Here is a 24,942-nt window from a genome sequence, read left to right on the forward strand (position 1 = left end):
TACATTTCGTACTTTGTGGGGGGGTCGGCCGTGGCGGCGCCCGGGGGTGGTGTGGGCCGGTTTTCGCGGAGCGCGGCCGGGCGGTCTGGTGGGGGGGGGGGGTCTAGCCCCTGGGGGCCCCCGGGCATCGCCGTGTGATCCGGCTCAGTAGGCGCCTTTGGAGCTCAGGACCGCAGAGACCGTTCGGACGAGAATGGCCAGGTCCAGGGTCAGGGACTGGTGCTTGATGTAGTACAGGTCGAGCCGGACCATTTCCTCCCAGGCGAGCAGGGACCGGCCGCTGATCTGCCACAATCCGGTCAGTCCCGGAGTCACCGAGAGGCGGGTGCGGGCGTCGCCGGTGTAGCCGGAGTCCGAGTGGAGCAGCGGCCGTGGTCCGACGAGGGACATCTCGCCCCGCAACACGTTCACCAGCTGGGGCAGTTCGTCCAGCGAGAGCCGCCGCAGCCACTTCCCCTCGGGAGTGATCCTGGGGTCGTCGCGGATCTTGAAGAGATGGCCGTCCGTCTCGTTGAGTTCGGTGAGCGAGTCCCTCTCGGCGTGTGCCCCGACCCGCATGGTGCGGAATTTGAGCATCTCGAAGGTACGCCCGTTCAGCCCGACCCGGACCTGTCGGTAGATCACGCCGCCGGGTGAATTCGAGGCGATCACGAGGGCGATGACGCAGACCAGAGGGATGGCCAGCAGGAGCAGAACAAGGCTGCCGGTCACATCGATGAGTCGCTTGATGGACATCGTTGCATCCGTTCGGGGAAACATGAGAATGGGGTGCTCGGGCGGCAGGGCCTTATCGCCATCCTTACTCGGCTGTGGTCGCCGCACATTGACGGTGGAGCGAGAAATCAGCCGGACCATCGACGGTGCAGCCGGAGAGCTGTTCCCGCGAGCAGCGCCCTCGGGCCGCGGGGCCTGAGCCACTGTTCGTCGTGGCGGTCCCGTGCGCCGAACGACCGGTACTTGTACGCCTCGTCGCCCCGCAGGAAGTCGAAGGTCTCCACGCCCGCCTCGGCCATCGCGGCAATGGTCCGGTCCAGCAGGACGGTGCCGAGACTCATACGGGCGTACGCCGCGTCCCAGCCGCCGTTGTAATAGGCGAACGTCTTCTGCCACAGGAAGCCGTAGACGGCACCCACCGGGCTGCCGTCGCGCTCGGCGAGCAGGGCCGCGGGCCCGCGGCCGGGAGCCGCGCGCTCCTGGAGCCGCAGATGGAAGTCGCGTCGGCCGGACCCGAAGTCCGTCGTGACGCCCTTCACCCGCTGCCGCGCCTGGTGGAGCCCGATCACGGTGTCGATCACCTCGGGCGTCATCTCCTGGGGAGGCACCCAGCGGAAGGAGACGCCGGCCGCGGCGAGCTGCCGTCGGCGCCGCGCCATGAGCTGCCGCAGACTCCGGGAGCCGACGGCGGCACCCGGGCCGATCGCGAGCCGCGGGCAGGTCGTACCGGCGATCCGACGGGTCCCGGGCGGGAGCAGTCCGGGGTCGGCCTCCCGGTCCATCGCGGGGAACCAGCAACTGCCGTTCCCCGTACGCGCCGTGATCCAGGCGCGGACTTCGTCCCGGCGGTGCGGCAGGGCGGGGAACAGCCCGTGGTCCGCCGCGTCGGTGCCGGATCCGAGCAGGGTCCAACAGGTCACCGGGAGCGGGAGCCGGCGATGCAGCCGCTCCCGGACGCGTACCAGGGGTGCGACCGCCTCCACGCGCCCGCCGGGTCCGGTCCACACCGCCACCTCGGCGGTGGCGGCCGTGTCCATGGCCTCCCACGAGCCGAGCACCCAGTCCGGCGTGACGAAGTACGAGGAGCCGGGGACGCCCGCGACCAGGTCGCGCCAGGCGTCCGCCCACGGCGCCAGGCCGCTCGGGGTGCGGTGGACCTCGAAGCCGGTGGCGGCGGGTGCCGGCGCGGTCTCGGTCCGGGTCATCTGTGTCTGTCCTCAAGGAGGTCGACGAGACCGTCGGCGAACCGCCGGCTCATCTCTTCGACGGTGTACCGGCGGGCGTCCCCCCGGCATTCCCGGCGCATGGCGTCGAGCCGTTCGGAGCTGCCGAGCAGATCCGCGACCGCGGCGGCGTACCGCACCGGGTCGTCCGGCGCGACGAAGGCGTTGCGGCCGTGTTCGAGGTACTCGAACTCCGGGGCGTGCCACGGCCACGCGGTCGTGACGATGGGGGCTTCCAGGACGAACGAGTCGACCGCGCACAAGCCCACCAGGCCGGGCATCAGCATGACGTCGGACACCGCGCCCAGCAGCGCCTTGTGATCACCGAACGCCTGGCCGACGGGGACGACGACGGGAGTCCGTGCCGCGGCGGCGTCGATGACCCGCTGCTCCTGACCGGTTCCCGCCACCAGCAGCCGGAAGCCGGGCAGCCGGTCGGCGATCCGCTCGGCCGCCTCGATGAGGAACGGGATCCGCTTGCTGGAGCTGAGGGCCCCGACGAACAGGCCGGTGCGGCCGGCCGTGAGGTCGTACTTCCGGCGCAGCTCGGCGGCCTGGTGCTCGGTCACGCTCCGGTAGGCGTCGCCGAGCGCCCTGGTGTCGACGGCGTTCTGGACGACCGTCACGCGCTGGCGGGGGAAACGGTGCTCGGTGACGGCTCGCGCTCCTCCGGCGGTGTAGGAGAAGAACCAGCGGGCGCGCCGGGTGAGGGAGTACTTGAGCGACTGTTCCAGTCCGGACTGCGGACGGGTGTAGGTGCGACCGTGATCCCACATCGCGACGGTCGGCCCCCGGCCCGTCAGCTGCCGTAGCAGCAGGGGATACAGCTCCATGTTCCGAAGGGACTGGTCGACCACCACCACATCCGCCGAGCGGGCGAGCGTCCCCAGGCGCTTGTGGACCAGCGGCCGGCCCGCCACCCACGCGCTCCACTGTTTCAGCCGCACTGCTCCGTCCATGTGGATGAGGTCCTGGCGCGCTTCCTGATCTCCGCTGTACGGCGCACCGTAGGCGATCACGAGGCGGATTCCGCGGGCGTCCAAATCCTCTTCCAGGCGGCCGTAGAAGGAGCGCCGGAACTCGGAGAGGAAAGGCACCAGGAGAACCACTTGCGGCCGGTCCGCGAGGTGGCGTGTCGATCGGGACTTTCTTTCCATGCTGGATAAATTGCCATGAAAGCCGTGAACGGCAAGCCAAGAAATCGGCAGTGGAGTCGGAGAAGACTCATTAGGAGTAGTCATGCAGAGCAATGAGCTGGCCCGTCGAATCGCGGCCAGTCCGCTGGCGCACTACGCCGCCTTTCCGGGACGCCTCGCGAAGGTGGCACGGCACAACGCCCGTGTCGTCAGGCAGACGGCTTCCTGGCTGGTGCGTTCTCGCGAGTACGTCCACTACACCTACGATCTCGAACCGCTGAACATGGAGCACCTGGCCTGGTTCGTCAGCACGGTGACGGGCAGCCGGGTGGACGTCGTGCGCGGCTACCTGGCGGAGCTCCAGGAGGACGACGAGCTGCGCCGGGTCATCGCCGACGGCCTGGCCGCCGGCGACCGGAGCGCCATCACGGACCGGGTGGTCCGCTACGGCCGGCGGATCGGCTGGTACGCCATGGTCCGTGCGCTCCGTCCGGAGTTCGTCGTGGAGACCGGCACCAACCGCGGCATGGGGAGCGCGGTGATCGCCGCCGCCATGCTGAAGAACGGCCGGGGCCGCCTGGCGACCGTCGACATCGACGACCGCTCGGGTGAACTGATTCTTCCCCCCTACGACCAGGTGATCGAGCACGTGGTCGGTGACTCGCTCTCGTTCCTCGCGAGTCCGGTGGCCCGGCGCCGGCCGATCGATCTCCTCTTCGTGGACACGGGCTACACCCCGGAACACGAGCGTGCCGAACTCGCGGCGGCGACCCCCCTGCTGGCACCTGGCGCGGTCGTCGTGGCGACGAAGAGCTACTGCTGGCAGGAGCTGTCGCGCTGGGCCGAGGAGCAGCAGCGCGAGTTCCTCCACTTCAACGAGAAGCCGCACGACCACTGGTACCGGGGCGTCGGCATCGGCGCGTCGTTCCCCGCCCCGGTCCGAGCGTGAACCCGGCCGTCAGGGCCAGGCTCGCCGGCTGGTACGCGCGGTACGACTCCTGGCAGGCGCCGGACGCGGCGCTGTCCCGCTCGCCGGCCCAGGCCTGGTTCCTCCGCCGGGCCGCGGGCCGGCTCGCCGTCCTCGGCTACCACGGCGTGGAGGACCACACGACCTTCGAGGCCCACCTCGACCTGCTGCGGCGCTCGTTCGTACCGGTGTCCCTGGAGCAGGTCGAGGAGGCGGCCCACGGCGGCCGGCCGCTCCCCGACCACAGCGTGCTCGTCACCTTCGACGACGGCGACCGCAGCGTGTACACCCACGCCCTGCCGCTGTTGGCGGCGCGCGGCATTCCGGCCGTCTGCTTCGTCATTCCCGGGCTGGTGGGGGCCAGCGCCCCGTTCTGGTGGGACGAGGCCGAGCATCTGGTCCGGTACGGCGGCACCACCCACCGGATCCCCCCCACCCGGCCCGAGCTCACCCCGCACACCCTGAAGCTGTTGTCCGAGCGCGACCGCCAGCTCGCCCTGGCGGAGCTGCGGGCGACGGCCACCGTGCCCAGTCCGCGACCGCGGCAGCTCACCGCCCCCGAGCTGCGGGCACTGGAGGAGGGCGGCGTCGTCATCGGCAACCACACGTTGACCCACCCCTGCCTCGACCGCTGTGACGACGATCAGGTGCGCAGGGAAGTACTGGGGGCGCACGAGCGGCTGACCGAGCTGATCGGCCGCCCGCCGTCCTCCTTCGCCTACCCCAACGGCAACGTCGACGAGCGGGCCCACCGTTTCCTCGCGCAGGCCGGCTACCGCTCCGGATTCCTGTACAACCACCGGCTGGCCGCTCCGGGGGCCCGTCACCCGCTGCGCATCGATCGGCTCGTGGTCTCCAGCCGGACCAGTGTGGACCGGCTGGAGACCATCCTCTCCGGGCTGCATCCCGCCCTGTTCCGCGTCGGGCGACGGGCTGCCCGTGTCGTCGCGCGAGTGGGTCAGCCACTCACCGGCAGGTCCTGACCGACCGCGAGCGCTGCCGCCATCCGGCGCAGCGCCCGGTCGATCCGGGCGGCGCAGTCGCGCAACTCGGAGAGGGGGCGGCCGTCGGGGTCCTCGACGTCGTCCCACTCCGGCGCCACGGGGGCGGTCCGGCCGCGGGCCGCGGCGGCGCAGGCCACCGCGGCCCCGGGGTCACCCTCGAAACGCCGTCCACCCGTGAGGCGCACGAACTCCTCCAGGGTGAAGCTGCGCCGCAGCGCCGCGGGCCGAAGCTGTACCGCGGCCTCGCGGTGCTCCCGCGCGAGCCCGAGCACCACGTCGGCCGAGTCGATCAGCTCGGCCGACAGGCGCCGGGCCGTGAACCCGGCCGACAGGCCGCCGAGGTCCTCGATCACGGCGGCGCTCCGAGGACTCATCGGAGCCCCCGGTCGCGCCGCCGTTCCGGCGCTGACGATCCGGAACCCCCCGGCGCCGGCGCCCAGACGCGCGGGGAGCAGCCGTTCGGCGATCGGTGACCGGTAGAGGTTGCCGGTGCAGACGAACAACACCGTGAACACGCTCATCTCGCGCTTTCGATCACGTCGGCCTCCGCCTTCCGGGGCGGTACCAGAAGCTCCTCCGGGCCGGAGGGGCGCTCCCCGTAGCCGTACCCGTATCCGTAGCCCTTGCCGGTCAGGTGGGCCATGTTCAGCACGCTGCCGAGGAGTGGCGCGCTCACCGAGTGCAGAGCGTCGATCGCGGCCTTCACGCGCTCGGCCGAAGTGCGCCGGGCCCGTACCACGAGGACCGTTCCGTCGACGATCGGGGCGAGCCCCAGGGTGTCGGCGACGGGCAGCAGGGGGGCGCTGTCCACGACGACCGTGTCGAACTCCTCGGTCAGGTCCTGCAGGATCTGCCGCATCCGGTCGGAGGCGAGCAGCTCCGCCGGGTTCGGCGGGATCGGTCCGGAAGTGAGCACGCTGAGGTCCTGCTCCCCGAACTGCTGCAGTACGTCGTCGGTGGTCGCCGCGCCGATGAGCACGCTGGTGAGACCGGCGCCCTGGACGAGTCCGAAGGCCTTGGCGACACAGGGGTTGCGCAGGTCGGCGTCGACCAGACAGATTCTGGCACCCGTCTCGGCCAGGGAGAGCGCGAGGTTGGTGGCGGTGTTGGTCTTGCCCTCGCCCGGCAGCGGGCTGGTCACCATGATCACCCGGGGCCTGTGGTCGACCTGGGCGAACTGCAGGTTGGTCCGCACCAGCCGGAAGGCTTCGGCGCGGGCGCCGTGGGCTGCCGGGCCGGCTGCGAGCGGCTTGTGCGGCGCCTCCTTGTCGAACGGGACGGTGCCCAGCACCGCCAGCCCGGTCGCCTCGGTCATCGCGGAGCTGGTGTGCAGGGTCGTGTCGAGGGTGTCGCGCAGGGCGGCGAGGCCGACACCGGCGAGAAGCCCGGCCAGCAGGCCGATCGCGGCGTTGAGCAGGGGCCTGGGACTGATCGGGGCGGTGGGCGTCGCGGCGTCGCGCGTGATGCCGATGCTCACGGGGGACGTGCTTTCCCCGAGCGGCGTCTCCAGGCTGACCAGTTGCCTGCTCGCCTCGTCCGCGACGGTGTCGGCGATCCGCGCGGCCAGCGAGGCACTGGGGTCGGTGACGGTGATGTCGATGAGCACCGTGCCGGCCTTGACCTCGGCGCTGATGTGCTTGGCCAGCCGGGTCGGCGCCATCGGCAGCCCGAGCCGTTTGACGACGCGTTGGGCGATCCGGGGGCTGGTGATGATGTCGGCGTAGGACTCCACCCGTGCCTGCGAGAACGCGCTGCCCGCGTTCAGTTCCGCGATGTCCGACGTGGTGCGGGCGGAGACGAAGATCTGACTGGTGGCTCGGTACTGGGGAGTCGAGAACGAGGTGAAGGCGATTCCGGCGCCCAGACCGAGGAGAGCGAGTGCGGTGATCGAGAGCCATCGCAGCCGCAGGGCCTTGAGGAAACCGCGCAGATCCAACGTGCACCCCTTAGGAGGTGAGGAACTTGGGTGTCTTTGACGGGAATTCAGGTCGCTCCCGGGCCGGCCCATGCTGGTGCCGATGACCACCGCGACCGGCATCATCACGAACAGGTAGACGAGCAGGTTGGAGGTGGCGACATTGAGGGCCAGCCCGACCAGCGCGAGCAGGGCCGCCTGGTGGATCGCCCAGTCGTCGTCGCTCCGCGCGGCGCGTCTGCGGCGGTACACCCCGCGGCCGATGGCGAGGAACGCCAGCGTCCACAGGCCGAGCCCGAGCAGCCCGAGGTCGTGCCACAGCCTCAGGTAGTCGTTGTGCGGATGGCCGACGACGCGTTCCACGCTGCCGAGGCCGTGGCCGAGCCACGGAGCCTCCTTGATGGAGGCCCAGGTGGTCTCCCACAGCCACGAACGCCCCGACGTGCCGATCTCCACCCCGGCGAAGGTCTGCCTGTCGTTCTGGGTGAAGCGGTCCTGCAGCGGCCGGTACCAGTCCACCAGGAGGTACGCCGCGGTCGCGATCACCACGGTGAGGACGGCGGCCCGACGGAACTCGCCCCGACCGCGGCCCTTGAGCACCATCCCGAGGACCAGCGCCAGGCACACGGCGGCGGACGTACGGGACAGGGACAGGATGTCGGCGGTCACCAGCAGGAGCGGCGCGAGCCAGCCCCGGCGCGAACGGCTCGCCAGCGGCACGGCGGCGACCATCCCGATCCAGATGACCTCGCCGAACAGGCGCCCGGGATAGACGACGCCGTTCCCCGGCCCGAACAGGACCACCGTCACCAGATAGCCGAGGGCGGCCGTCACGGCCGCGGCGCGCAGCCAGCGCAGAAGCAGCAGAGGCGACTCCGCCGTGGTCCACGCGGCGGCCAGAGCGGTCACGGCCACGAAGGACAGGTACACCAGGGCGTTCTGGGCTCCGGCCGAGGTCCGCTGGTGCATCTCGGAGGCCAGCACGTGGCCGGCGAAGAGCCACAGGGGCAGGGGCACCCCTGCCGAGGACCGGAGGGCGGCGGAGCGGAGTGCCTGGGCGGGGACGGGCCGACGCAGTGTGGCGTAGGGCAGCGCGACCACGGCGGCCAGGAAGATCAGTACCGTGGCGGCGCCGTTCAGCCCGAACTGTGCGGGGATGCCTCCCAGGAGCGTCCAGAAAGCCGCCATGGCGATCAGTGGCATGCGTGGTCGTTCGTCCACTACCGATCGCTGAGTAACAGCTCGTGACATAACGGACATGCTACCGACGGGCCGGCCCGCAGAGGGGCGTCCTCGGGCGTGTTGCACAGCTCTGACCTGGTGGCGGTGGCGCGCGACCCGGATGCCGCCCGGTCACGGCGCGTCCGCTTCGGCGACGAGGCCGGACGCGCCGAGCCCGGCGGGACCGGCCGCCGTCCGTTCGGGACGCGCACCGGTCCGAACATCCCACGATCGGCCGAGTCCTGGGCCATCTGCCCACCGTCGTACTGCCTCGACTCGTGAATGTCGTCGGGCGCGGGATGTCGCTCGTGGAAGAGCGCCCGCTCCTGACGGAGGATCCCGACTACACCGGGCGCAGACACCGAGATCTGGGGGAGCACTTGTCCGACGTCACCTCGGCACCCGAGGCGCGCACCACCATGGTCGCCCTGGTCTGGAACTACGCCTCGGCGATCGCCGCCACGGTGCTGCAGCTCTGCTACACCGCCTACACCGCGCGCGTCGTTCTTCCCGAGAGCTTCGGTGCCTTCGCCGCGGCCGCCGCGGCCACCACCGTGCTCGGGTACGTGGCCGGAGCGGGACTCGCCACCTATCTGCTGCGGGCCGAGGAGCTGACCCGGCAGACCGTCCGGTGCGCGTACCGCGTCTCCGCGCTGAGCGGCGTCCTCTGCTGTGCCGTCAGCCAGGCGGTCGCCCCGCTGGCGGCCACCGTATGGGGACCGCCGGAGGTCGCTCCGATGGTGCAGCTCTACGGCGTGTACTTCCTCGCCCAGGCGCCCTCGCAGGTGGCCGTCGCGGCACTGCGCCGCCTGGATCACGCGCGGTTCTGCGCCGTCACCGAGACCGTGGCCCAGTTCGCCGGCATGGCGGTCGGCGCGGTCCTGCTGACCCTCGGCTGGAGTCCGTACGGACTGGTGGTCGCCCAGGTGGTGACCCCCGCGGTGACCCTCCTGGTGGCCGCGGTGCGGCTGGCACGTCTGCCGCTCCCGGACGGCCCCCACGTGCCGCCTCGCGAGATGCTGCGCATGTCCGGAGCCTTCGCCGGCTACGGAATGATCCAGATGACGGCGGCCGACGTCACCCTGTGGGCCGTCACCCGGTTCCACGGAGCGGCGGCAGCGGGTCAGTTCTCCCGCACGACGCTCGCGGTGGGCCTGCCGATCGCCACGCTGGGCCAGAGCCTGAGACGTGCCGTCATGCCGTCACTGGCCCGCATCAACGGAGAAGGACGGACTCTCGGCACGGTGCTGCCCGACGTGCTCAGCGCGACCTCCGCGGTCGCGTTCGTCGCTTTCGGCGTGCTGGCGGGGGTCGGCCCGGCCGCGCTGGCCCTCCTGCTCGGACCCGGATGGGAAGCGGCGGGTGCGCTGGTGCCGGTCATGGCGGCGGGCGCCCCGCTCGTCCTGCTCTGCCAGGTCAGTTACGCCGCGGACGAGATCCGCAGGGAGCTGGGCAGCCTGCTGCGGACCCAACTGCTCGTGCTGACGGCCACGGTGGTCCTCGTGGGGCTGGCGGTGGTGGCCGGCCAGGGCATGGCGCTTGTCGCCGTGGCCGCGTCCGTCGCCGCCGGCGTCGGTCATCTGGAGCAGCTCGTCCGCTGGCACCGGTCCGGGCTGTGCCGGCTGTCGGCGCTGGTCCGGCCGTACGCCGTCCATGCCGCCGTCGGCGCCGCGCTGTACGGCAGCGGGCACCTGGCGGCGGGCTACGGCACCGGGCCGCTGACCCAGGTAGCGCACGGTCTGCTGGGCATGGTTCCGGTGGCCCTGGTGTGTATCGTGCTGCGCCGCAGGCTGCCGTTGTACTCGGCGGCCGTCTCCCGCGGACTGGTCACGGGACGCGCCGGCTGATGCCCACCGTCTCGCGGTAGAGCCGCTCGACCTGCCCGAGCCAGGCACGCTCGGTGAAGTAGCTGTCGAAGACACGGCGGCAGTGCGCACGCAGGCCGGGGAACCGTTCGGCCGCGTCGGTCAGGACGGGCAGCAGCGGTTCCTCCCAGCCGACGGCCGCACCGGTCCCGAGGGACCGAACGGACTCGGCGACCGACGAACCGTCGAAGGCGAGGATGGGCAGCCCGGCCGCCAGCGCCTCGACCTGCACCAGGGGGGCGCCCTCCAGACAGCGGCTGGGGAAGACGAGGCCGAGGTACGACGGCAGCCGTCGGCGCAGCTCCGCGCGGTCCAGCCGCCCGAGGAACCGCACCGACGAGGGTGCCGTCGCCCGGGCCCGGTCGAGGAGTTCGCCGTCGCCGATGATGTCCAGAGGCTCGGACTCCGGCCACCGGCGGAGCAGGTCCAGGGCGCCCTTCTCCGCGCTGAGCCGACCGGCGAAGACCCACCGCCCGTCCGACGCGCCGTCGGTGCCGGGGGCCGGCTCCTCGACGAAGTTGGGGATCAGCGCGAGGCGTTCGGCGGCGATCCCGGCCCGGAGGTACATCCTGCGGCTGAGCTCGGAGAGCACGAGCAGCCGGTCGGCGCGGCTCAGCAGCGGATCGCCCGTCGCCCCCCGCCTGTTGGCCCAGGCCAGAGGCGCGGTGGCGAGCCGGGAGTCGCGGTAGCAGCCGTGCCGGACGGCCGCCCAGCGGTCGCCGTCGAGACAACTGGTGCAAGGGCTGCCGGCGCGGTAGAGGGTCGCGCCGGCACACAGCGGACGGTAGTTGTGCAGGGTGGCGATCAGAGGGCCGTCCCAGGCGCGCACCCAGCCGCGGGCGAAGTTCGGGAACAGGTTGTGGACGTGCACCACGTCGGGGGCGAAGGCCCGCAGCGCGGCGACCGGGGTCCGGCCCCTGCCGGTGGCGACGGTCGTGGCCGCCCGCACCGGATAGAGGCGGCCGCGGGCCAGTTCGTCGGTGTGGGCGGACACGACGGCCACGTCGTGTCCGGCCGCGCGCAGGGCGCGGACCTGGTCGCGTACGGCCTCGTTCTCGCCGCTGGGCTGCCCGGAGGAGTAGAAGCTGTGGACGACGGCGATCCGCAACGCAGTCACCCGCGACCGGGGTTCGTGAGGGCGGCGGCCTCGGCCACGCCCTGTTCGGGACGGTCCGCGACAGCGGGCGTGGCAGACGGCCTGCCGGCCGACAGGACGGCGCGGTAGAGCTCTTCGGCGGCTTCGGCCTTTGCCGTCCACGTGTGCTTGCGCGCCCACGCCAACGCCGCTTCGCGCATGCCGTGGCGTGTCTGTTCGTCGTCGAGCACGGCGTTGAGCGCACGTGCGAGGCGTTGGGGCAGATCGGCGGGGTCGCCGAGCGGGACGGAGACCGCCCCGCCGGGGGCCGAGAAGTCACCGATGCCCTGGTGACCGAGGTGTACCACGGGCAGGCCTCTCGCCCACGCTTCCAGCGACTGCGTGCCGAACGAGTCCCGCAGGCTGGTCATCAGGAAGACGTCGGCGGCGTCGTAGGCCGTGCGCACCTCCGTCCAGGGCACCTCGCCCCGGAAGTCGACGGACTCGCTCACGCCCAGACGACGCGCGAGTCGTTCCAGGGAGGGCCGCAGCGGCCCGTCGCCCAGGAACTCCATGCGCGCCCGCGGATGTTCCGACCGGACATGCGCCATCGCCCGCAGCGCCAGCTCGGGCGCCTTGTGCGCGGTCAGTCCGCCGACCCACAGAATGGTCGGCGGGCGAAGCGGGGACCGGGCCTGCCGAGCCTCCAGCGGCTCTCGGATCACCGACTCGTGGATGCCGTCGGCCAGCATCAGACGGGTGTCGGTGCGGCCCAGACGGCGGGCCCGCCGGTCCGTGTCCCAGTTGGTGACCAGTACCGCCGCCGCCTCGCGGAGCGTCGTACGGCACAACGGTCGACGGCCGAGGTGACGGACCCTCAAGGTCCGTACCACTTCCTGCAGGTACTCCGAGCCGAGGTAACGCCGGTGGCTGTGCGGTGCGGTCTGGCCGCCGCCGACGGGGCCGAACACCAAAGGCGGTCCCAGGCGGTGCAGCGCACAGCCGCCTTGCAGGGACACGAACGAGACGTGGTGCACGAGGTCCGCCCCGTCGAGCCCATGGCTGCGCGCATGGGCCAGGGCCCGGCGCTGCCAGCCGTCGTAGCGCAGGAAGTTCCGGGCGCTGTCGCGCACGCAGCCGGGCAGTACGGCAGTCCAGGAGGGGAGGCGCGGCGCCGGGATGACGTGCGGTCTGATCCGCTTCCCCACGTCCCCCAGCTCCGCTACCCGACGCCTGATCTGGCGTTCGTTGTCCCGGTCGGGGTGGGTCAGAACCTCTACGGTGTGCCCACGTCTCGCGAGCGTTTCGGCCCAGCCCCACCCGACGGCCGGTTCACTGCCGCGCGTGGGATCGCAGCCGTACGCGACCAGCACGATGTGCAGCCCGCGTGCCGCGCCGTCGAGCCCCGGCCCGCCCTCTTCCGCGTCGCCGGCACCGCCCTCGGCGCTCGCCGCCGCGGCGGGGAGCCCGTCGGGACGTCCCGCCTTCTCCGCCTTTTCCTGGCGCATGAATCCTCTCCGTCCGCTGCGGGATCCCGTCAAGGTGCAGCGACAGGTGGCTGACGAGACATGGCGGCATCGGTCGTACGGACGCCAGGGATCGCAGGGCAGCCTAGGGTTCGAAGCGACCGAAACCCACCGCTTTCAGCGCGTTGTGGTGGTTGTTCCCCCGATCGGCTCCTTGGGCCCGTCGACGGGTGTGCCGGATCGCCCGTCGTCCCTCGCTCCTCGCGCACGATGCCGTGGCGACGCGCACGATGCGGTGGCGACGCGCACGCTGCCGTGGGGCGACACGATCGGAGCCGAGCGGCGTCCTGGAAGGGCTTCCCGCTCAGTCACGGCATGGAGCGGCCTGCTTCACCGTGGCCCGCAGCGGCGTCACCAGCGCCTGCCGGAGAATCGTCGGGGGGCCGTCGGCCTCGGGCTCGCGGAGGTGCAGCACCAGCGTGCGGCTGGACTGCCGGGGCAGCTCCAGGTCGAGTGTGTAGACCGGGTGGCCGCGCTCGACGCCGGGGATCAGTTCGACCCTGCGACCGTCCAGAGTGGCCCGCTCCAGGGTCGCTCCCTGGCCGGCGTAGTAATCGACCAGCAGCCGGTTGTCCCCCGGAAGGGTCCGGTAGGGCGGGACGTCGACCCGCTGGGTGACGTACTCGGGAAGGCCCGAGGTCGGCGCCCGATTGGTGAGCGTCACCGTCGCGGTGACCGATCGGCCGGTGTCCGTGCAGGCACCCGGCGCCCAGACGAGGCTCCGGTCCAGGTAGTAGTCCAGTTTGGTGCCGGCCGCGTTGTTCACCACGAGCCCCGCGAAGGGACCGGGGGTGTCGGGGAGCGCGCCTCCGAACGCCCGCGACACCAGTAGCCGCTCCTCGGCCGCGTGCGCGCTCCACACCTGCATGCGGTCTTCCCGCTGTACGTCGCGGACGGCGTCCACCAGCGCGGTGAGCAGCTTCGGGTCGTCGACCGCACTCATCAGCCGCCCGGCGGCGGCACGAGCGGCCTCGACGAAGAACGCCTTGCGCCGGGCGGTGTCCGCGTACCGCGCGTAGCTGGTCCGCTCGGTGAGGTCCATGGCGTTGTCGGAGGTGAGCTCGGTGCCGTCGGGCAGCAGGGCCGGCCCGGTGGCACGCAGCAGAAGGCCCAGCGTGCCGGGGTCGATGGCGATCGCGCCGTCCAGGGCCTGGCCGGTGTGCGCGCGCCAGTACGCGGCCCAGATGCGGGCCGCGTACGGGAAATGCGGACTCATGTTGGAGTTCGCCCAGGCGCTGCCGGGTTCGTTGCTCCCGTACCGGTCCGCGAACTCGGTTCCGAGGTTCACCTCCACCCGGAGGCCGTCCAGCTCGGTGTTGTTGCCGAAGCGCTCGAAGGACAGCCGGCCCCGGTCGGCCCGGAGCACGGCGAACGCTCCCGGGAGGCCGCCGGTGCCCCGGGCCTCGGCCGTGTTCTGGAAGGCGAGGAAGTAGCGCCGTGGCCCGTGCGCTCCGAGCATCGACGGCACCACGCGGGCCGCGACGGCGGCGTCGCGCGTCCCCGGGACGAGCCGGTCGAGCTGATCCGCCAGCTGCGCACGGCCGCGGTCGGCCGTCGGCAGCCAGCTGGAGTGGGGGAGACGGTCGACGGCGTCGCCCACCTCGGCCGCGACACGAGCGGCTCGGGCGAACCCGGGCGCCTCGCGCTCCAGCTCCAGGAGGGCATGCGGGACACCCTTCGCGTGGGCCTCCGCCGAGAGCCGGGGGACGGCTCGGACCAGCGGCGGCAGGACGTCACCGACCAGCCTGTCCGAGGCGTGTGCGATGCCGCGCACGGTCTCGAAGGGCCTTCCGAGGAAGGGCAGTTTGCCGACGGTGTACCAGGCGGGTCCCGTGGTGAGGTCGTGTGCGCGGGCCGCGTGCGCGGCCGCCGAACGCAGCAGTCGCTCCTGACCGGACTCCGCGTTCGGCCCTGAGGCGACCGCCGAGGCGGGGCGGGGCCCTGCCGACGCGGACGCCGTGACCGACTCCCGGAGCGCGTTCAGGTCGCGTTGGGCCGCGTGGAGCTCGTCGACGGCGAGCATGCCCGTGACGACGATCCAGGCGGCCGCCGCCGGGGGAAGGACGGCGGCGGCCAGCAGCGCCTTCCTGGCCAGGGGGCCGGGGACGCGCCGACGCACCCCACGGGCGTCCCGGTCACGCCTGGGACGCCCGCGGAATGACATACGTGGTCGTGGAGCCGTCATGAGTGGCGACGACGGCGCACGACGAGCACGGTGCCGGCGCCGGCTGCGACCAGGCCGGCCGCGACGCCGCCCAGAATCAGCTCGCTGTTGTCGTCACCGGTGTCCGCGAGGTGCGGTCCGTGCGGGTGGTCCCCGTGATGCGGCTTGCCGGGGTGGTGCGGCTTCGGAGGCTTCGGCGGGTACGGGTGGTGCGGCTTCGGCGGGTAGGGATGGTCCGGCTTCGGCGGGTAGGGATGGCTTGGCTTCGAGGGATGGGGGTCGTCCATGGCGAGGGCCGTCCCCGCACCCGCCAGCGGTGCTACGACGAGCGCGGCAACGGTGGCGGCTGAGGCCAGAACGGATCGCCATCTCGGCGATGTCGTCATCTTCTCCACTCTCCTCTACTTCGGTAGGGCCTGGTGGTGGCGTGGGCAGTGGTCGATATCTAGAAGACTAGATAGCTGGATATATGGGGATTCCATGCGACAAATAACCCTGCGGCCTTCAGAAGGCATCGGATGGTGTAACACGCGTTCCGTCCGACCCGTGCGTGAACCCGGCGGCGGTCGGCCGAGGCGGCCGCGTCGGCCGGCGGTCCGGCGACAGGGAGCTGACCAGGGAGAATCCCGCCCTCGCGAACGGGCGACCGTACCGGCCCCCCGTCTTCGCCGCCGCCGACCGTGACGTCACGGTCACCAGGGCCGCCAAGGCCGCCAAAGCCGCCGAGGTCACCGGGAACGGCGGCGGCGTGTGGGCCGGTCGCCTCCGACAGCCAGTCCCGGCGTTTGAAGATCACGTACAGACTGGTGCACAGCGCTGCCCTCAGCAGGACCGCGAACGGGTACCCGGCCGCCCAGTGCGGCTCCGGCATGCTGTCGAAGTTCATGCCATGAGCCTTTTCCAACCTGCCAGTGCGTCCCGCGCCGTGGCCGGCCCGAGGACGTCGCGGCCCTGGTGGCGTTCCTCGTGGGCCCCTCCGCCTCGTTCATCACGGGGCATTCCGTTCACGTCGACGGCTGCCGGCTGTTCCACTGAGACCGTCAACGAGCAAGGAGACGAACCGAAATGATCGAACGAGTCCGCGCCGTCCTCGTCACCGCCGACGACACGATGCTGGTCATCCGCCGCACCAGGCCCGGCATCCCCGAGTACTGGGTCCTGCCCGGCGGTGGCGTCGAGCCCGGTGACGCGTCCCGGGAGGCCGCCCTCCACCGGGAGATCCACGAGGAGATCGCGGGGAAGGCCGACGTCGTCCGCCTCCTCCACACGGTGGAGACCGGCGACGAGCGCCAGCTCTTCTACCTCGCCCGCATCGCGACCTGGTCCTTCGACGACCGCACCGGTCCCGAGTTCAGCGCCGAGGGCCGCGGCGAGTACGCGCTGGAGGAGGTCCCGTTGACCTTGGAGGGGCTCGACGGCATCGACCTCAAGCCCGAGGAGATCGCCCACGTGCTGAGGGGGGCCATCGGCGCCGGAAGCCTCGGGGTCGAGGCATCGCTCTGAGCCTGCGCGTACGTCGTCCCGCGCGGTTACATCGCCACCCTCGAAGGCGCATGCGCGCCCCGGTACGCCCGGCAGGTCCTCACCACCCTCTCGAACATCTTCGAGACGGCGATCGACGACAAGCGGCTCGTCCGCAACCCCATGCGCGCCAAGTCGGTGCGCTGGCCCAAGGCGCCCGACGGCCAGCGGGAGGCATGGGCCCTGGAAACCGCACAGCGCGTGCGGGACGTCATCAACCCGCGTTACCGGATCGCGGTGGTCGTCGCCCTCGGGTGCGGTCTGCGCCAGGGCGAGGTCTTCGGCCTCTCGCCTTAGGACGTCGACTTCGAGCGGGGTGTCATCCGGGTGCGGCGCCAGGTGCAACTGCTCAATGGGCGCTTGTACTTCACGCTGCCCAAGGTCGGGAAGACGAGAGCCGTCGGCATGCCCCGTTCGGTGGCCGACGAGCCGGCCGCCCGCTTCCTGCGGCATCCGGCCGCGGAGGTCGAGCTGCCGTGGGGCGGTCCGGAGCCCGAGCGGGAGCGGCGTGCCTTCCCGCTCGTCCTGACCACGACGTACGGCAACGCGATCCGGGCGAACATCTTCGACGTCGAGGTGTGGAAGCCCGCGCTCGCGAAGGCCGGCGTCATCCCCGCGCGGGAGAAGGGCGGACGCTGGAAGGCGTCCCGCAAGGGCGGCTTCCACGTCCTCCGGCACACCTACGCGTCGGTCATCCTCGAAGTCGGGGAGTCCGTGGTCACCCTCGCCCGGTGGCTCGGCCACTCCAGTCCCACCCTCACCCTCGACCACTACGCCCACTTCATGCCCGAGGCCGGCGGCAAGGGGCGTGCGGCTGTCGACGCGCTGCTCGGGACGGCCCCCGCGTACGGCCCGGAAGGCTTCGCCCTCACCTGAGAACGGGTGGCACAGCACACGCTGTGCCACCCGTTCTCGTCGGTGGGGGGCGAGCGTTGTGCCTCAGGCCGCTCGGCGCCAGGGCGGGCGGGAGCGTCTGGCCGGCAGTCCCAGCAGCTCGTGCAGCGCTCTGCCCTCGTGCGCCCAGCGGTTCAGCCGGTCGCGGTCCACCCACCGCACGCCATGGAGGTCGCCCCAGGCCATGGCGTCGCGGGTGAACGCGCCGTTGGTGACGACGACCGCATGGTCCGCCCTGTGGGCGGGACCGGCGGTGCCCTTCACCTGGTACATCACCGACGAGCCGACCTTGCCGCCGACGCGGGTGTGCTTCGCCTGCACCACGATCCGCCCGAGGGGCGCCCGGACGCCGATCACGTCCGCGGCCTGGTCCCCGGCCCGGCCCACCTTCTCGGCCGTCCAGCCGTCGCGGACGAGGAGGTCGCGCAGCGCGTACTCGAACTCCTGGTCGCCCATCGCGTCCAGCTCCGGCAAGGAGATGCGCAGATGGGCGAGCCTCCGGCCGTCCGCCCGTCGCCGGTGACGGTCCCGAATGCGGAGGCCCACCAGGGTGACGGCGCAGACAAGACCTGCCAGGGCGAGCAGGGGCCAGGCCTCGGCGGCCTTCGACACCAGACGTGACGCGGCCTGTGCCAGGGCGACCGTGAGCGCGAGGACGACGGCTGCCGCGCCCAGGGCGTCGGTGGTGCCGCGCGGCCGCCATCGGGTCCTCCGCCGGGACCGGGGCGTCACCGCCCGTCCACCGGCGCGGAGACGGTGGGCCTCGGCGCGGGTGGCGGTGCGGCGGAGTCGTCGCCGAACCCGAAGACCTGACCCCAGAGCCACGCCACCGCGCACAGGCCCGCCACGGCCCACACGCTCAGCCCTTTGGCGGAGTTCGGCCCCGGCTTGCGGCGGAGGTGGCTTCGTACGCGCACGTACCCGTCCGGGACCTTCGGCATGGTGCTTCCCTCCCCATCGATCCGCACCGTGCGGACCTCCGGTTCGGTTGTAGCGGCGGCCACCGACAGAATCTGATGTGTCGTCATGATTCAGTGGGTGGCAAGAGGGCGAGTCGGCCATGCTCGCGTGAGCTCCTGCCCGGCGGCGCGGACCTCTGGTCTGCGCCGAGGTCTCGGGGCCGGGTGCCGCGCCGTGGAAGCACGGGGTTCGTCGAATGGCCTGTTCTCGCGGAGCGCGACCAGGTGGGACCGCGCCGGGCGCCGCCCCTCGGCGAGGTGGAGGTCCCGTGCCCGATCGCCTCCTCGGGCGCGTTCCCCCCGGGTTCTCCCCAGGGGCTTCCGGAGGCGCCGCGCCGGGTCTGCTCATGCCAAGTGGATCAAGGTTCCCGGGTGGCCGGCTACAGCCAGTCCCGGCGTTTGAAGATCACGTACAGACTGGTGCACACCGCCGCCATCAGCAGGACCGCGAAGGGGTACCCGGCCGCCCAGTGCAGTTCCGGCATGCTGTCGAAGTTCATGCCGTAGATCGTGCCGACGAGTGTGGGCGCGAAGAGGATGGCGGCCCAGGCGGAGATCTTCTTGATCTCCTCGTTCTGTTCGAAGCCGGCCTCCGCCAACGCCCGCATCTCCGCGTTCTGTTGCTGGGTGACCAGGGTCGCGTTGACGGTGAGGATCTCCGTGAGGGCCTGGCGGAAGCCGTCGACGCGTTCGCTGGTGTGGGTCACGTGGTCGGCGACGTCGCGGAGGTAGCGCTGGAGCTCCTCGTCGGTGCCGTACTTCGCGAAGCCGGCCATCAGGCCGTGGAGCATGCCGACGAGGGGGCGGGTGGCGCGCTGGAACTCGACCATCTCGCGGGAGAGTTCGTAGATGCGGCGGGAGACGGCGGGGTCGCCGCCGAAGACCTCGGTCTCGATCTCGTCGACGTCGTTCTGGACGCCGGCGACGACCGGGGCGTAGCCGTCGACGACCGCGTCCAGGATGGCGTAGAGGACGGCCTCGGGGCCGAGGGCGAGGAGGTCCGGGTCCTCCTCCATGCGACGGCGGACCGCCGACAGGTCCGGGGCCGCGCCGTGCCGGACGGAGATGAGGAAGTCGGGGCCCACGAAGACGTGGAGCTCGCCGAAGTCGACCTCCTCCTGGTCGTCCAGGTAGCGGGCCGCGCGCAGCACCACGAAGAGGGTGTCGCCGTACCGCTCCAGCTTGGGGCGCTGATGGGCCTCCAGGGCGTCCTCGACGGCGAGCTCGTGGAGGTCGAACTCGGCCGCCAGGGAGTGGAGTTCCTGCTCCGTCGGGCGGTGCAGGCCGATCCACGCCATGCCGTCCGGATGCTCGCGCAGCTGCCGGTACGTCTCCGACAGCGTCGCCGGCGACGACACCTTGCGGCCGTCGCGGTACAGGGTCGCCTGGATCACGCTCGGTCCCTCGGCGGAGGAATCCGGGGGCGCGGGCACCTGGGGGCCCTCCTGGTGGCGGCGCCAGGCCGCGCGGGGGTGGCGGTCGGACACGGTGCGTACCTCCGTCGGCTGCTGGCGGGCCCTCCGAACCCTTCCGGATCCTCGCGGGGGAGGAGGCGGCCATCAGGATATATGGGGGGGAATGGGGGCGCCGGGAAGAGGGGTGGAGGAGGGGCGGGAGCGGGGCGCGGCGCATCGCGCGGCGATCGAGGACAGGAACTGTCCTCGATGCCTTGTAGCGTCCCCGCATGGACTCCCTTCCCACGGTCTCGCGCCGCGCCCTGGGCCGTGCCACCCTCGCCCGCCAGCTGCTCCTTTGGCCCTCGCCGCTCGGGCCCGAGGAGGCCGTGCACCACCTGGTGGGGCTCCAGGCCCAGAACACCAAGCCCCCGTACTACGCCCTGGCCGCCCGCCTCGCCGGCTTCCGGCCCGAGCAGCTCTCCGCGCTGATGGAGTCCCGCGCCGTCGCCCGGATCGTCTCCCTGCGGTCCACCGTGCACACCCACACCGCCCGCGACGCCGTCCCCCTGCGCCGGCTCGTCCAGGCGGGGGCCGTCGAGCGGGAGCTGAAGGCCTTCCGCAAGGGCCTCGTCGGCGTCGACCTCGACCGGCTCACCGCCCTGGCGACCGCACACGTCGAGGAGCGGCCCCGCACCCCGAAGGAGCTGCGGGACCACCTCCTCCGCGCGTGGCCGGACGCCGACCCGCTGGCCCTCACGATCGCCGCCCGCTGCCTGCTGACGATGGTGCAGGTCACCCCGCGCGGGCTGTGGCGGCGCAGCGGGCAGGTCGCGCTCACCACCACCCGGGAGTGGTTCGGCGGGCCCGACGGCGAGGCCGCCGCGATCGAGGAGACCGTCCTGCGCTACCTCGGCGCCTTCGGGCCCGCCTCCGTCAAGGACATGCAGACCTGGTGCGGGCTCACCCGCCTGCGGCCCGCCTTCGAGCGGCTGCGGCCCCGGCTCCTCGTCCTCCGGGACGAGCACGGCACCGAGCTCTTCGACCTGCCCGACGCGCCCCGCCCCGACGAGGACACCCCGGCCCCGCCACGCCTCCTGCCCGAGTTCGACAACCTCCTCCTCTCGCACGCCGACCGCACCCGGATCGTCCCCGCCGCGCTGAAGGGCCGCACCTGGACCGGCAACCAGGCCCACCGCGTCCTCCTCCTCGACGGGACGCTCGCCGGACTCTGGTACCTGGAGGAGACCAAGGGGCGCACCACCCTGACGGTCGAGCCCTTCGACCGGATCACGCGCGCCGACCGCACGGCCCTCACGGACGAGGCCGAACGCCTCCTGCGCCTCACCGTCCCCGACGGCGACGCGTACGACCTCGTCCTGCGCGCGTAGCGGGGTCTACGGCAGCGCCCCCGCCCGCCGGGCCGCCACCACCGCCTCCAGGCGGGTGTGCGCGCCCAGCTTCCGCATCGCCGAGCGCAGATAGCCCTTGACCGTCTCCGGGCGCAGCCCGAGGCGCCGGGCCGCCGCCGCGTTCGTCGCACCGGAGGCGACCGCCGCCAGGACGTCCGTCTCGCGCGGCGTCAGCGCCACGCCGGGCGGCGCCGCCGGGGTGCCCGCGGCCGTCTCCAGGCGGCCGCAGACGGCGAGCAGCCGGGCCCGCAGCTCCTCGTCCACGACCTGCGGGGCGAGCGCGCGCAGCTCGCCGTAGGCGTGCCGGACCTCCTCCCACGACGGTCCGGGGGCGGCCGGGCGCGGCGGGGCCGCCGGGCCCACGAGACGGTTCAGCTCGTCGCGCGCCACCAGCGCCTGTTCCACGTCCCTGGCTGCCGTCACCGCCGCGTCGAAGACCCGCTCGCCGAGCGGCAGGGCGTCCCGCAGCGCCCCGTACAGCACCCCGCGCACCTGCCGCCGGACGACCACCGGCACCGCGATCACCGAGCGCAGGCCCTCCGCCGACACCGGGAGGTCGTACTCGTGGGTGATGTGCCGGGCCACCGGATAGTCGGTGACCGCGCACGGGCGGGCCAGTGCCACGCACTTGCCGCCCAGGCCGGTGCCGGGGGAGATCGCCAGGCCCTGGAGCGCCGGGGTGACCGCGCCGTGGAGCTGCGCGATCCGCAGCGGCCGTCCGCCGTCCGGCACGAGGCCGCCGAAGACCACGGGCAGCCCGCTGCCGCGCCGCAGCCGTACCAGCGCGGTGCGCAGCTCCACCTCTTCGATCCGCTCGGACACGGAAGAACACCACTCCTTCACCCCCGAACGGGGGTAGTGGGACCCGGGGCACCGATTACACGATGGGCGGGACCTGTCCCGCAACGAGGAGGACGCATGACGGCTACCGGCGCCACCGAGGAGTTCCGGACCGCCCGGGACTTCCTGATCCGGCACCGTGAGGAGTACGAGGCCGCCTGCGCCGGCTTCGTACCGCCCCGCCCCGACCGGTTCAACTGGGCGCTGGAGTGGTTCGACGTCATCGCCGAGGGCAACGACCGCACCGCCCTGCACATCGTCGGCGAGGACGTCCCGGAGACGAGGGTGAGCTTCGCGGAGCTGTCCGCCCGCTCGAACCGGGTGGCGAACTGGCTGCGCGCGCAGGGCGTCCGCGCCGGGGACCGGATCGTGGTGATGCCGGAGGACCGGCCCGAGCTGTGGGAGACGGCGCTCGCCGCGATGAAGCTGCGGGCCGTCGTCGTCCCCGTCTCCCCGCGCCTCGACCCCGCCGGACTCCGGGAGCGGGTCGAGCGCTGCCGGGCCCGGCACGTCGTCGTCCGCTCGGAGTCCACCGAGCGCTTCGCCGACGTGCCCGGCGACTACACCCGCGTCTCGATCGGCGGCGACGGGGTGAACTGGCTGGGGTACGAACTGTCCGCCCGCGAGTCGGAGGTCTTCGAGCCCGACGGCGTCACCCTCGCGCACGACACCCTGATGCTCTGCTTCACCCCGGGCACCACCGGCCGCCCCAAACTCGTCGAGCACAGCCACACCTCCCTCCCCGTGGGGCATCTGGCGACGATGTACTGGAGGGGGCTGCTCCCCGGCGACGTGCACCTCGGCATCGCCCCGTCCGACCGGCCCGACCACGTCTGGTCCACCCTCTTCGCCGCCTGGAACGCCGAGGCCACCGTCCTCGTCCACGCCTCCCCGCGCCTCGACCTCGACCCCGGCCGGCTGCCGGCCGTGCTGGACCGGCACGGCGTGACGTCCGTCTGCGCCCCGCCCGCCGTGTGGCGGACGCTCGCCGGGGCCGGCCCGGGCCGCCCCGCCGCTCCGCCGCGCGAGGCCGTCGCCGCCGGCGGGCCGCTGGACCCCGGGGTCGCGGAGGCGGTCGGGAGCGCCTGGGGCGTCCCCCTCCGCGGCGGCTTCGGGCAGACCGAGACCGCCGTCCCGGTCTCCCACACCCCCGGGCAGCCGCTGAAGGCGGGCGCCGTCGGCCGCCCGAGCCCCGGGTACGCCGTCACCCTCGTGGACCCGGTGACCGGGCGCCCGGACGCGGCGGCGGGCGAGATCTGTCTCGACCTGTCCACCAACCCCGCGGGCCTGATGACGGGTTACCACGACGACCCGGAACGGACGGTCCGGTCGATGGCCGGCGGCTACTACCGCACCGGCGACCTCGGCACCCGTGACGAGGACGGCTACCTCCACCACGCCGGCCGGGCCGGCGAGGTCCTGACGGCGTCCGGTTCCTCTGTTTGGATGGCGCGTTAGGCGTTCTCCGGATCCAACGGCCTGTCCCGCCGGCGGCGTGCCGCCGGGACCGGCCCCTATCTGCGAAGAGGCGACACCGATGCGTGTACCGATGACGATCACCGACTTCCTGGAGCGGGCGGAGCTCGGATTCCGCGACGGCGTGGGAGTGGTGGACGAACCGGACCAGCCCGCGCGGGCCGTTCCCACGACGACCTACGGAGGCTTCGCCGAGCGGGTGCGGGCCTGGCAGGCGGGGTTCGACGCGCTGGGCGTGGGGGAGGGCGAGCGGGTGGCGGTGGCCAGCCACAACTCGGCCCGCCTCCTGGAGCTGTTGTTCGCGATCCCGATGAGCGGCCGGATCTGCGTACCGGTCAACTTCCGGCTGAAGCCGGAGGAGGTCGCGTACGTGGTGGGGCAGAGCGGGGCCTCGGTCCTGCTGGTCGACCCGGAACTGGACGCCGCGCTGTCGGGGATCAGGACGCGGCACCGCTTCGTGCTCGGGGAGGAGACGGACACGGAACTGATGCGGTTCGGTGTCGAGCCCCGTCCGTGGTCGGCGCCGGACGAGGACGCCACGGCGACCGTCAACTACACCTCCGGCACGACGGCCCGTCCCAAGGGCGTGCAGCTGACGCACCGCAACATCTGGGTCAACGGCCTGACCTTCGGCCTCCACACGCGGGTGTGGGAGCGGGACGTCTACATGCACACGCTGCCGATGTTCCACTGCAACGGCTGGGGCATGCCGTACGTGATGGCCGGCCTCGGCGTGAAGCAGGTGGTGCTGCGCAAGGTCGACGGCGCGGAGATCCTGCGCCGCGTCGACGCGCACGGGGTCACCCTGATGTGCGGGGCGCCCGCGGTCTGGAAGGCGGTCGTGGACGCGGCGGCCGACTGGGAGGGGCCGGTCCCGGGCCGGGACCGGGTGCGGATCGTGTGCGCGGGCGCGCCGCCGCCGAGCCGGCTGATCCAGCAGGTGGAGGAGGAACTGGGCTGGGAGTTCACCCAGATCTACGGTCTCACCGAGACCTCGCCGCTGCTGACCTTCAACCGCACCCGCCCGGCCGACGCGCACCTGCCGGCGGAGGAGCGGGCGCGCAGGCTGTCGCGGGCCGGGCTGCCCGCGCTCGGCGTGAAGATGGAACTCTCCGGTACGGGCGAGGTGCTGGCCCGGTCCAACACGGTCCTCGACGGCTACTGGGACAAGCCGGAGGAGACCGGAGCCGCCCTGGAGGACGGCTGGTTCCACACCGGTGACGGCGGCACGTTCGACGAGCTGGACGGCCACCTGACGATCTCGGACCGGAAGAAGGACGTCATCATCACCGGCGGCGAGAACGTGTCGTCGATCGAGGTCGAGGACGTCGTCTTCCGCCACCCGGCGGTGGCCGAGGTGGCCGTCATCGGCGTACCGGACGAGAAGTGGGGCGAGACGATCAAGGCGCTCGTCGTCACGGAGGCCGGCGCGACGGTCTCGGAGGCGGAGATCATCGCGCACTGCAAGGAACGGATGGCGGGGTACAAGGCCCCGACGAGCGTGGAGTTCAGGCAGGAGATCCCGCGCACCGCCACCGGCAAGATCCAGAAGTTCAAGCTCCGCGAGCCCTACTGGGACGGGCTCGACCGGGGCGTGAACTGACGGCCGCGCCAGGCCCGTGGCCCGGGTCCGCGC

22 protein-coding genes and 3 pseudogenes are annotated in these 24,942 nt (G+C 72.5%); 11 read left to right on the forward strand and 14 right to left on the reverse strand.

Features of this window, described 5'->3' with window-relative positions; genetic code table 11:
• Positions 1-144: 144 nt before the first annotated feature.
• The 3 genes from ACFQ8C_RS11625 to ACFQ8C_RS11635 all read right to left on the reverse strand — a co-directional run bounded on the left by ACFQ8C_RS11625 (position 145) and on the right by ACFQ8C_RS11635 (position 3,034).
• Complete coding sequence (locus ACFQ8C_RS11625) at positions 145-735, reverse strand: sugar transferase (RefSeq protein WP_383455047.1); 591 nt, start codon at positions 733-735, stop codon at positions 145-147.
• Between the two features lie 107 nt (positions 736-842).
• Positions 843-1,919 carry a GNAT family N-acetyltransferase gene (locus tag ACFQ8C_RS11630; protein WP_383455050.1) on the reverse strand — a complete coding sequence of 359 codons (1,077 nt, stop codon included), beginning with the start codon at positions 1,917-1,919 and terminating at the stop codon, positions 843-845.
• On the reverse strand, positions 1,916-3,034 hold the full coding sequence (locus ACFQ8C_RS11635; RefSeq protein WP_383455053.1) for a glycosyltransferase family 4 protein: 1,119 nt from the start codon (positions 3,032-3,034) through the stop codon (positions 1,916-1,918). Before ACFQ8C_RS11635 ends, ACFQ8C_RS11630 begins: the two co-directional genes overlap by 4 nt.
• 142 nt (positions 3,035-3,176) lie before the next feature.
• Between ACFQ8C_RS11635 and ACFQ8C_RS11640 the strand changes: the two genes are divergently transcribed.
• Positions 3,177-4,022, forward strand: coding sequence for a class I SAM-dependent methyltransferase (locus ACFQ8C_RS11640; RefSeq protein ID WP_383455056.1), 846 nt, complete (start codon positions 3,177-3,179; stop codon positions 4,020-4,022).
• Positions 4,019-5,023: a polysaccharide deacetylase family protein gene (locus tag ACFQ8C_RS11645; RefSeq protein WP_383455059.1), complete on the forward strand. Its 1,005-nt coding sequence runs from the start codon at positions 4,019-4,021 to the stop codon at positions 5,021-5,023. Before ACFQ8C_RS11640 ends, ACFQ8C_RS11645 begins: the two co-directional genes overlap by 4 nt.
• Here the strand turns inward: ACFQ8C_RS11645 and ACFQ8C_RS11650 are convergent.
• Positions 4,999-5,565 (reverse strand): low molecular weight phosphatase family protein, encoded by a 567-nt coding sequence (locus tag ACFQ8C_RS11650; protein ID WP_383455061.1) that lies wholly within the window; start codon positions 5,563-5,565, stop codon positions 4,999-5,001. The genes ACFQ8C_RS11645 and ACFQ8C_RS11650 overlap by 25 nt on opposite strands.
• Complete coding sequence (locus tag ACFQ8C_RS11655; protein ID WP_383455063.1) at positions 5,562-8,162, reverse strand: polysaccharide biosynthesis tyrosine autokinase; 2,601 nt, start codon at positions 8,160-8,162, stop codon at positions 5,562-5,564. The genes ACFQ8C_RS11650 and ACFQ8C_RS11655 overlap by 4 nt, the downstream gene beginning before the upstream one ends.
• Before the next feature lie 96 nt (positions 8,163-8,258).
• Here ACFQ8C_RS11655 and ACFQ8C_RS11660 point away from each other — a divergent pair, with 96 nt between their 5' ends.
• Together ACFQ8C_RS11660 and ACFQ8C_RS11665 are read left to right on the forward strand one after the other, a co-directional pair.
• Positions 8,259-8,462, forward strand: a complete 204-nt coding sequence (locus ACFQ8C_RS11660) for a hypothetical protein (RefSeq protein WP_383455066.1) — start codon at positions 8,259-8,261, stop codon at positions 8,460-8,462.
• A 98-nt stretch (positions 8,463-8,560) separates the two neighbouring features.
• Complete coding sequence (locus tag ACFQ8C_RS11665) at positions 8,561-10,027, forward strand: oligosaccharide flippase family protein (protein WP_383455069.1); 1,467 nt, start codon at positions 8,561-8,563, stop codon at positions 10,025-10,027.
• Here ACFQ8C_RS11665 and ACFQ8C_RS11670 read toward each other — a convergent pair.
• The 5 genes and pseudogenes from ACFQ8C_RS11670 to ACFQ8C_RS11690 all read right to left on the reverse strand — a co-directional run.
• The gene (locus tag ACFQ8C_RS11670) at positions 10,008-11,162 is read right to left on the reverse strand and encodes a glycosyltransferase (RefSeq protein ID WP_383455072.1); all 1,155 of its coding nucleotides are present in this window, start codon (positions 11,160-11,162) and stop codon (positions 10,008-10,010) included. The two genes, ACFQ8C_RS11665 and ACFQ8C_RS11670, sit on opposite strands and share 20 nt — an antisense overlap.
• Positions 11,159-12,628 (reverse strand): glycosyltransferase family 4 protein, encoded by a 1,470-nt coding sequence (locus tag ACFQ8C_RS11675; RefSeq protein WP_383455075.1) that lies wholly within the window; start codon positions 12,626-12,628, stop codon positions 11,159-11,161. The genes ACFQ8C_RS11670 and ACFQ8C_RS11675 overlap by 4 nt, the downstream gene beginning before the upstream one ends.
• Before the next feature lie 322 nt (positions 12,629-12,950).
• Positions 12,951-14,765: a DUF4012 domain-containing protein gene (locus tag ACFQ8C_RS11680; protein WP_383455078.1), complete on the reverse strand. Its 1,815-nt coding sequence runs from the start codon at positions 14,763-14,765 to the stop codon at positions 12,951-12,953.
• Between the two features lie 62 nt (positions 14,766-14,827).
• Entirely contained in the window at positions 14,828-15,196 is a 369-nt protein-coding gene (locus ACFQ8C_RS11685) for an LAETG motif-containing sortase-dependent surface protein (RefSeq protein ID WP_383455104.1), read from the reverse strand.
• 383 nt (positions 15,197-15,579) lie between these two features.
• Positions 15,580-15,702: pseudogene (locus ACFQ8C_RS11690) on the reverse strand (CorA family divalent cation transporter); the annotation flags it as partial.
• Between the two features lie 35 nt (positions 15,703-15,737).
• On the opposite strand from ACFQ8C_RS11690, the pseudogene ACFQ8C_RS11695 reads away from it, so the two are divergent.
• The 4 genes and pseudogenes from ACFQ8C_RS11695 to ACFQ8C_RS11710 form a co-directional block, all read left to right on the forward strand.
• Positions 15,738-15,845, forward strand: a pseudogene (locus tag ACFQ8C_RS11695) (SDR family oxidoreductase); the annotation flags it as partial.
• Positions 15,846-15,875: 30 nt separating this feature from the next.
• Positions 15,876-16,313 carry an NUDIX domain-containing protein gene (locus tag ACFQ8C_RS11700; protein ID WP_383455080.1) on the forward strand — a complete coding sequence of 146 codons (438 nt, stop codon included), beginning with the start codon at positions 15,876-15,878 and terminating at the stop codon, positions 16,311-16,313.
• 156 nt (positions 16,314-16,469) lie between these two features.
• Positions 16,470-16,628, forward strand: a complete 159-nt coding sequence (locus ACFQ8C_RS11705) for a hypothetical protein (RefSeq protein WP_383455083.1) — start codon at positions 16,470-16,472, stop codon at positions 16,626-16,628.
• A 63-nt stretch (positions 16,629-16,691) separates the two neighbouring features.
• Positions 16,692-17,207 (forward strand): hypothetical protein, encoded by a 516-nt coding sequence (locus ACFQ8C_RS11710; protein ID WP_383455085.1) that lies wholly within the window; start codon positions 16,692-16,694, stop codon positions 17,205-17,207.
• Between the two features lie 63 nt (positions 17,208-17,270).
• On the opposite strand, the gene ACFQ8C_RS11715 is transcribed toward ACFQ8C_RS11710, so the two are convergent.
• From ACFQ8C_RS11715 to ACFQ8C_RS11725, 3 genes are all read right to left on the reverse strand, one after another.
• Positions 17,271-17,957, reverse strand: coding sequence for a restriction endonuclease (locus tag ACFQ8C_RS11715; protein WP_383455087.1), 687 nt, complete (start codon positions 17,955-17,957; stop codon positions 17,271-17,273).
• Positions 17,954-18,253, reverse strand: a complete 300-nt coding sequence (locus ACFQ8C_RS11720; protein WP_383455088.1) for a hypothetical protein — start codon at positions 18,251-18,253, stop codon at positions 17,954-17,956. The genes ACFQ8C_RS11715 and ACFQ8C_RS11720 overlap by 4 nt, the downstream gene beginning before the upstream one ends.
• A gap of 311 nt (positions 18,254-18,564) precedes the next feature.
• Entirely contained in the window at positions 18,565-19,671 is a 1,107-nt protein-coding gene (locus ACFQ8C_RS11725; protein WP_383455091.1) for a magnesium and cobalt transport protein CorA, read from the reverse strand.
• Positions 19,672-19,868: 197 nt separating this feature from the next.
• Here ACFQ8C_RS11725 and ACFQ8C_RS11730 point away from each other — a divergent pair, with 197 nt between their 5' ends.
• The gene (locus tag ACFQ8C_RS11730; RefSeq protein ID WP_383455094.1) at positions 19,869-20,969 is read left to right on the forward strand and encodes a winged helix DNA-binding domain-containing protein; all 1,101 of its coding nucleotides are present in this window, start codon (positions 19,869-19,871) and stop codon (positions 20,967-20,969) included.
• A gap of 6 nt (positions 20,970-20,975) precedes the next feature.
• On the opposite strand, the gene ACFQ8C_RS11735 is transcribed toward ACFQ8C_RS11730, so the two are convergent.
• Entirely contained in the window at positions 20,976-21,812 is an 837-nt protein-coding gene (locus ACFQ8C_RS11735) for a LuxR C-terminal-related transcriptional regulator (RefSeq protein WP_383455096.1), read from the reverse strand.
• A gap of 96 nt (positions 21,813-21,908) precedes the next feature.
• On the opposite strand from ACFQ8C_RS11735, the pseudogene ACFQ8C_RS11740 reads away from it, so the two are divergent.
• Both ACFQ8C_RS11740 and ACFQ8C_RS11745 read left to right on the forward strand, forming a co-directional pair.
• A pseudogene (locus tag ACFQ8C_RS11740) lies at positions 21,909-23,261 on the forward strand (AMP-binding protein); the annotation flags it as partial.
• A 106-nt stretch (positions 23,262-23,367) separates the two neighbouring features.
• On the forward strand, positions 23,368-24,909 hold the full coding sequence (locus ACFQ8C_RS11745; protein ID WP_383455099.1) for an AMP-binding protein: 1,542 nt from the start codon (positions 23,368-23,370) through the stop codon (positions 24,907-24,909).
• The last annotated feature ends 33 nt before the right edge of the window (positions 24,910-24,942 follow it).

The organism is Streptomyces sp. NPDC056503, from assembly GCF_042794995.1.
Lineage (GTDB): Bacteria > Actinomycetota > Actinomycetes > Streptomycetales > Streptomycetaceae > Streptomyces.

Bases quoted from the DNA above. Each gene is read 5' to 3' on its own strand.
- ACFQ8C_RS11720 (WP_383455088.1), bottom strand. From the start codon at position 18,253: ATGACGACACATCAGATTCTGTCGGTGGCCGCCGCTACAACCGAACCG.
- ACFQ8C_RS11655 (WP_383455063.1), bottom strand. From the start codon at position 8,162: ATGCCACTGATCGCCATGGCGGCTTTCTGGACGCTCCTGGGAGGCATC.
- ACFQ8C_RS11685 (WP_383455104.1), bottom strand. From the start codon at position 15,196: ATGACGACATCGCCGAGATGGCGATCCGTTCTGGCCTCAGCCGCCACC.
- ACFQ8C_RS11640 (WP_383455056.1), top strand. From the start codon at position 3,177: ATGCAGAGCAATGAGCTGGCCCGTCGAATCGCGGCCAGTCCGCTGGCG.
- ACFQ8C_RS11700 (WP_383455080.1), top strand. From the start codon at position 15,876: ATGATCGAACGAGTCCGCGCCGTCCTCGTCACCGCCGACGACACGATG.
- ACFQ8C_RS11650 (WP_383455061.1), bottom strand. From the start codon at position 5,565: ATGAGCGTGTTCACGGTGTTGTTCGTCTGCACCGGCAACCTCTACCGG.
- ACFQ8C_RS11625 (WP_383455047.1), bottom strand. From the start codon at position 735: ATGTCCATCAAGCGACTCATCGATGTGACCGGCAGCCTTGTTCTGCTC.
- ACFQ8C_RS11745 (WP_383455099.1), top strand. From the start codon at position 23,368: ATGCGTGTACCGATGACGATCACCGACTTCCTGGAGCGGGCGGAGCTC.
- ACFQ8C_RS11730 (WP_383455094.1), top strand. From the start codon at position 19,869: ATGGACTCCCTTCCCACGGTCTCGCGCCGCGCCCTGGGCCGTGCCACC.
- ACFQ8C_RS11675 (WP_383455075.1), bottom strand. From the start codon at position 12,628: ATGCGCCAGGAAAAGGCGGAGAAGGCGGGACGTCCCGACGGGCTCCCC.
- ACFQ8C_RS11630 (WP_383455050.1), bottom strand. From the start codon at position 1,919: ATGACCCGGACCGAGACCGCGCCGGCACCCGCCGCCACCGGCTTCGAG.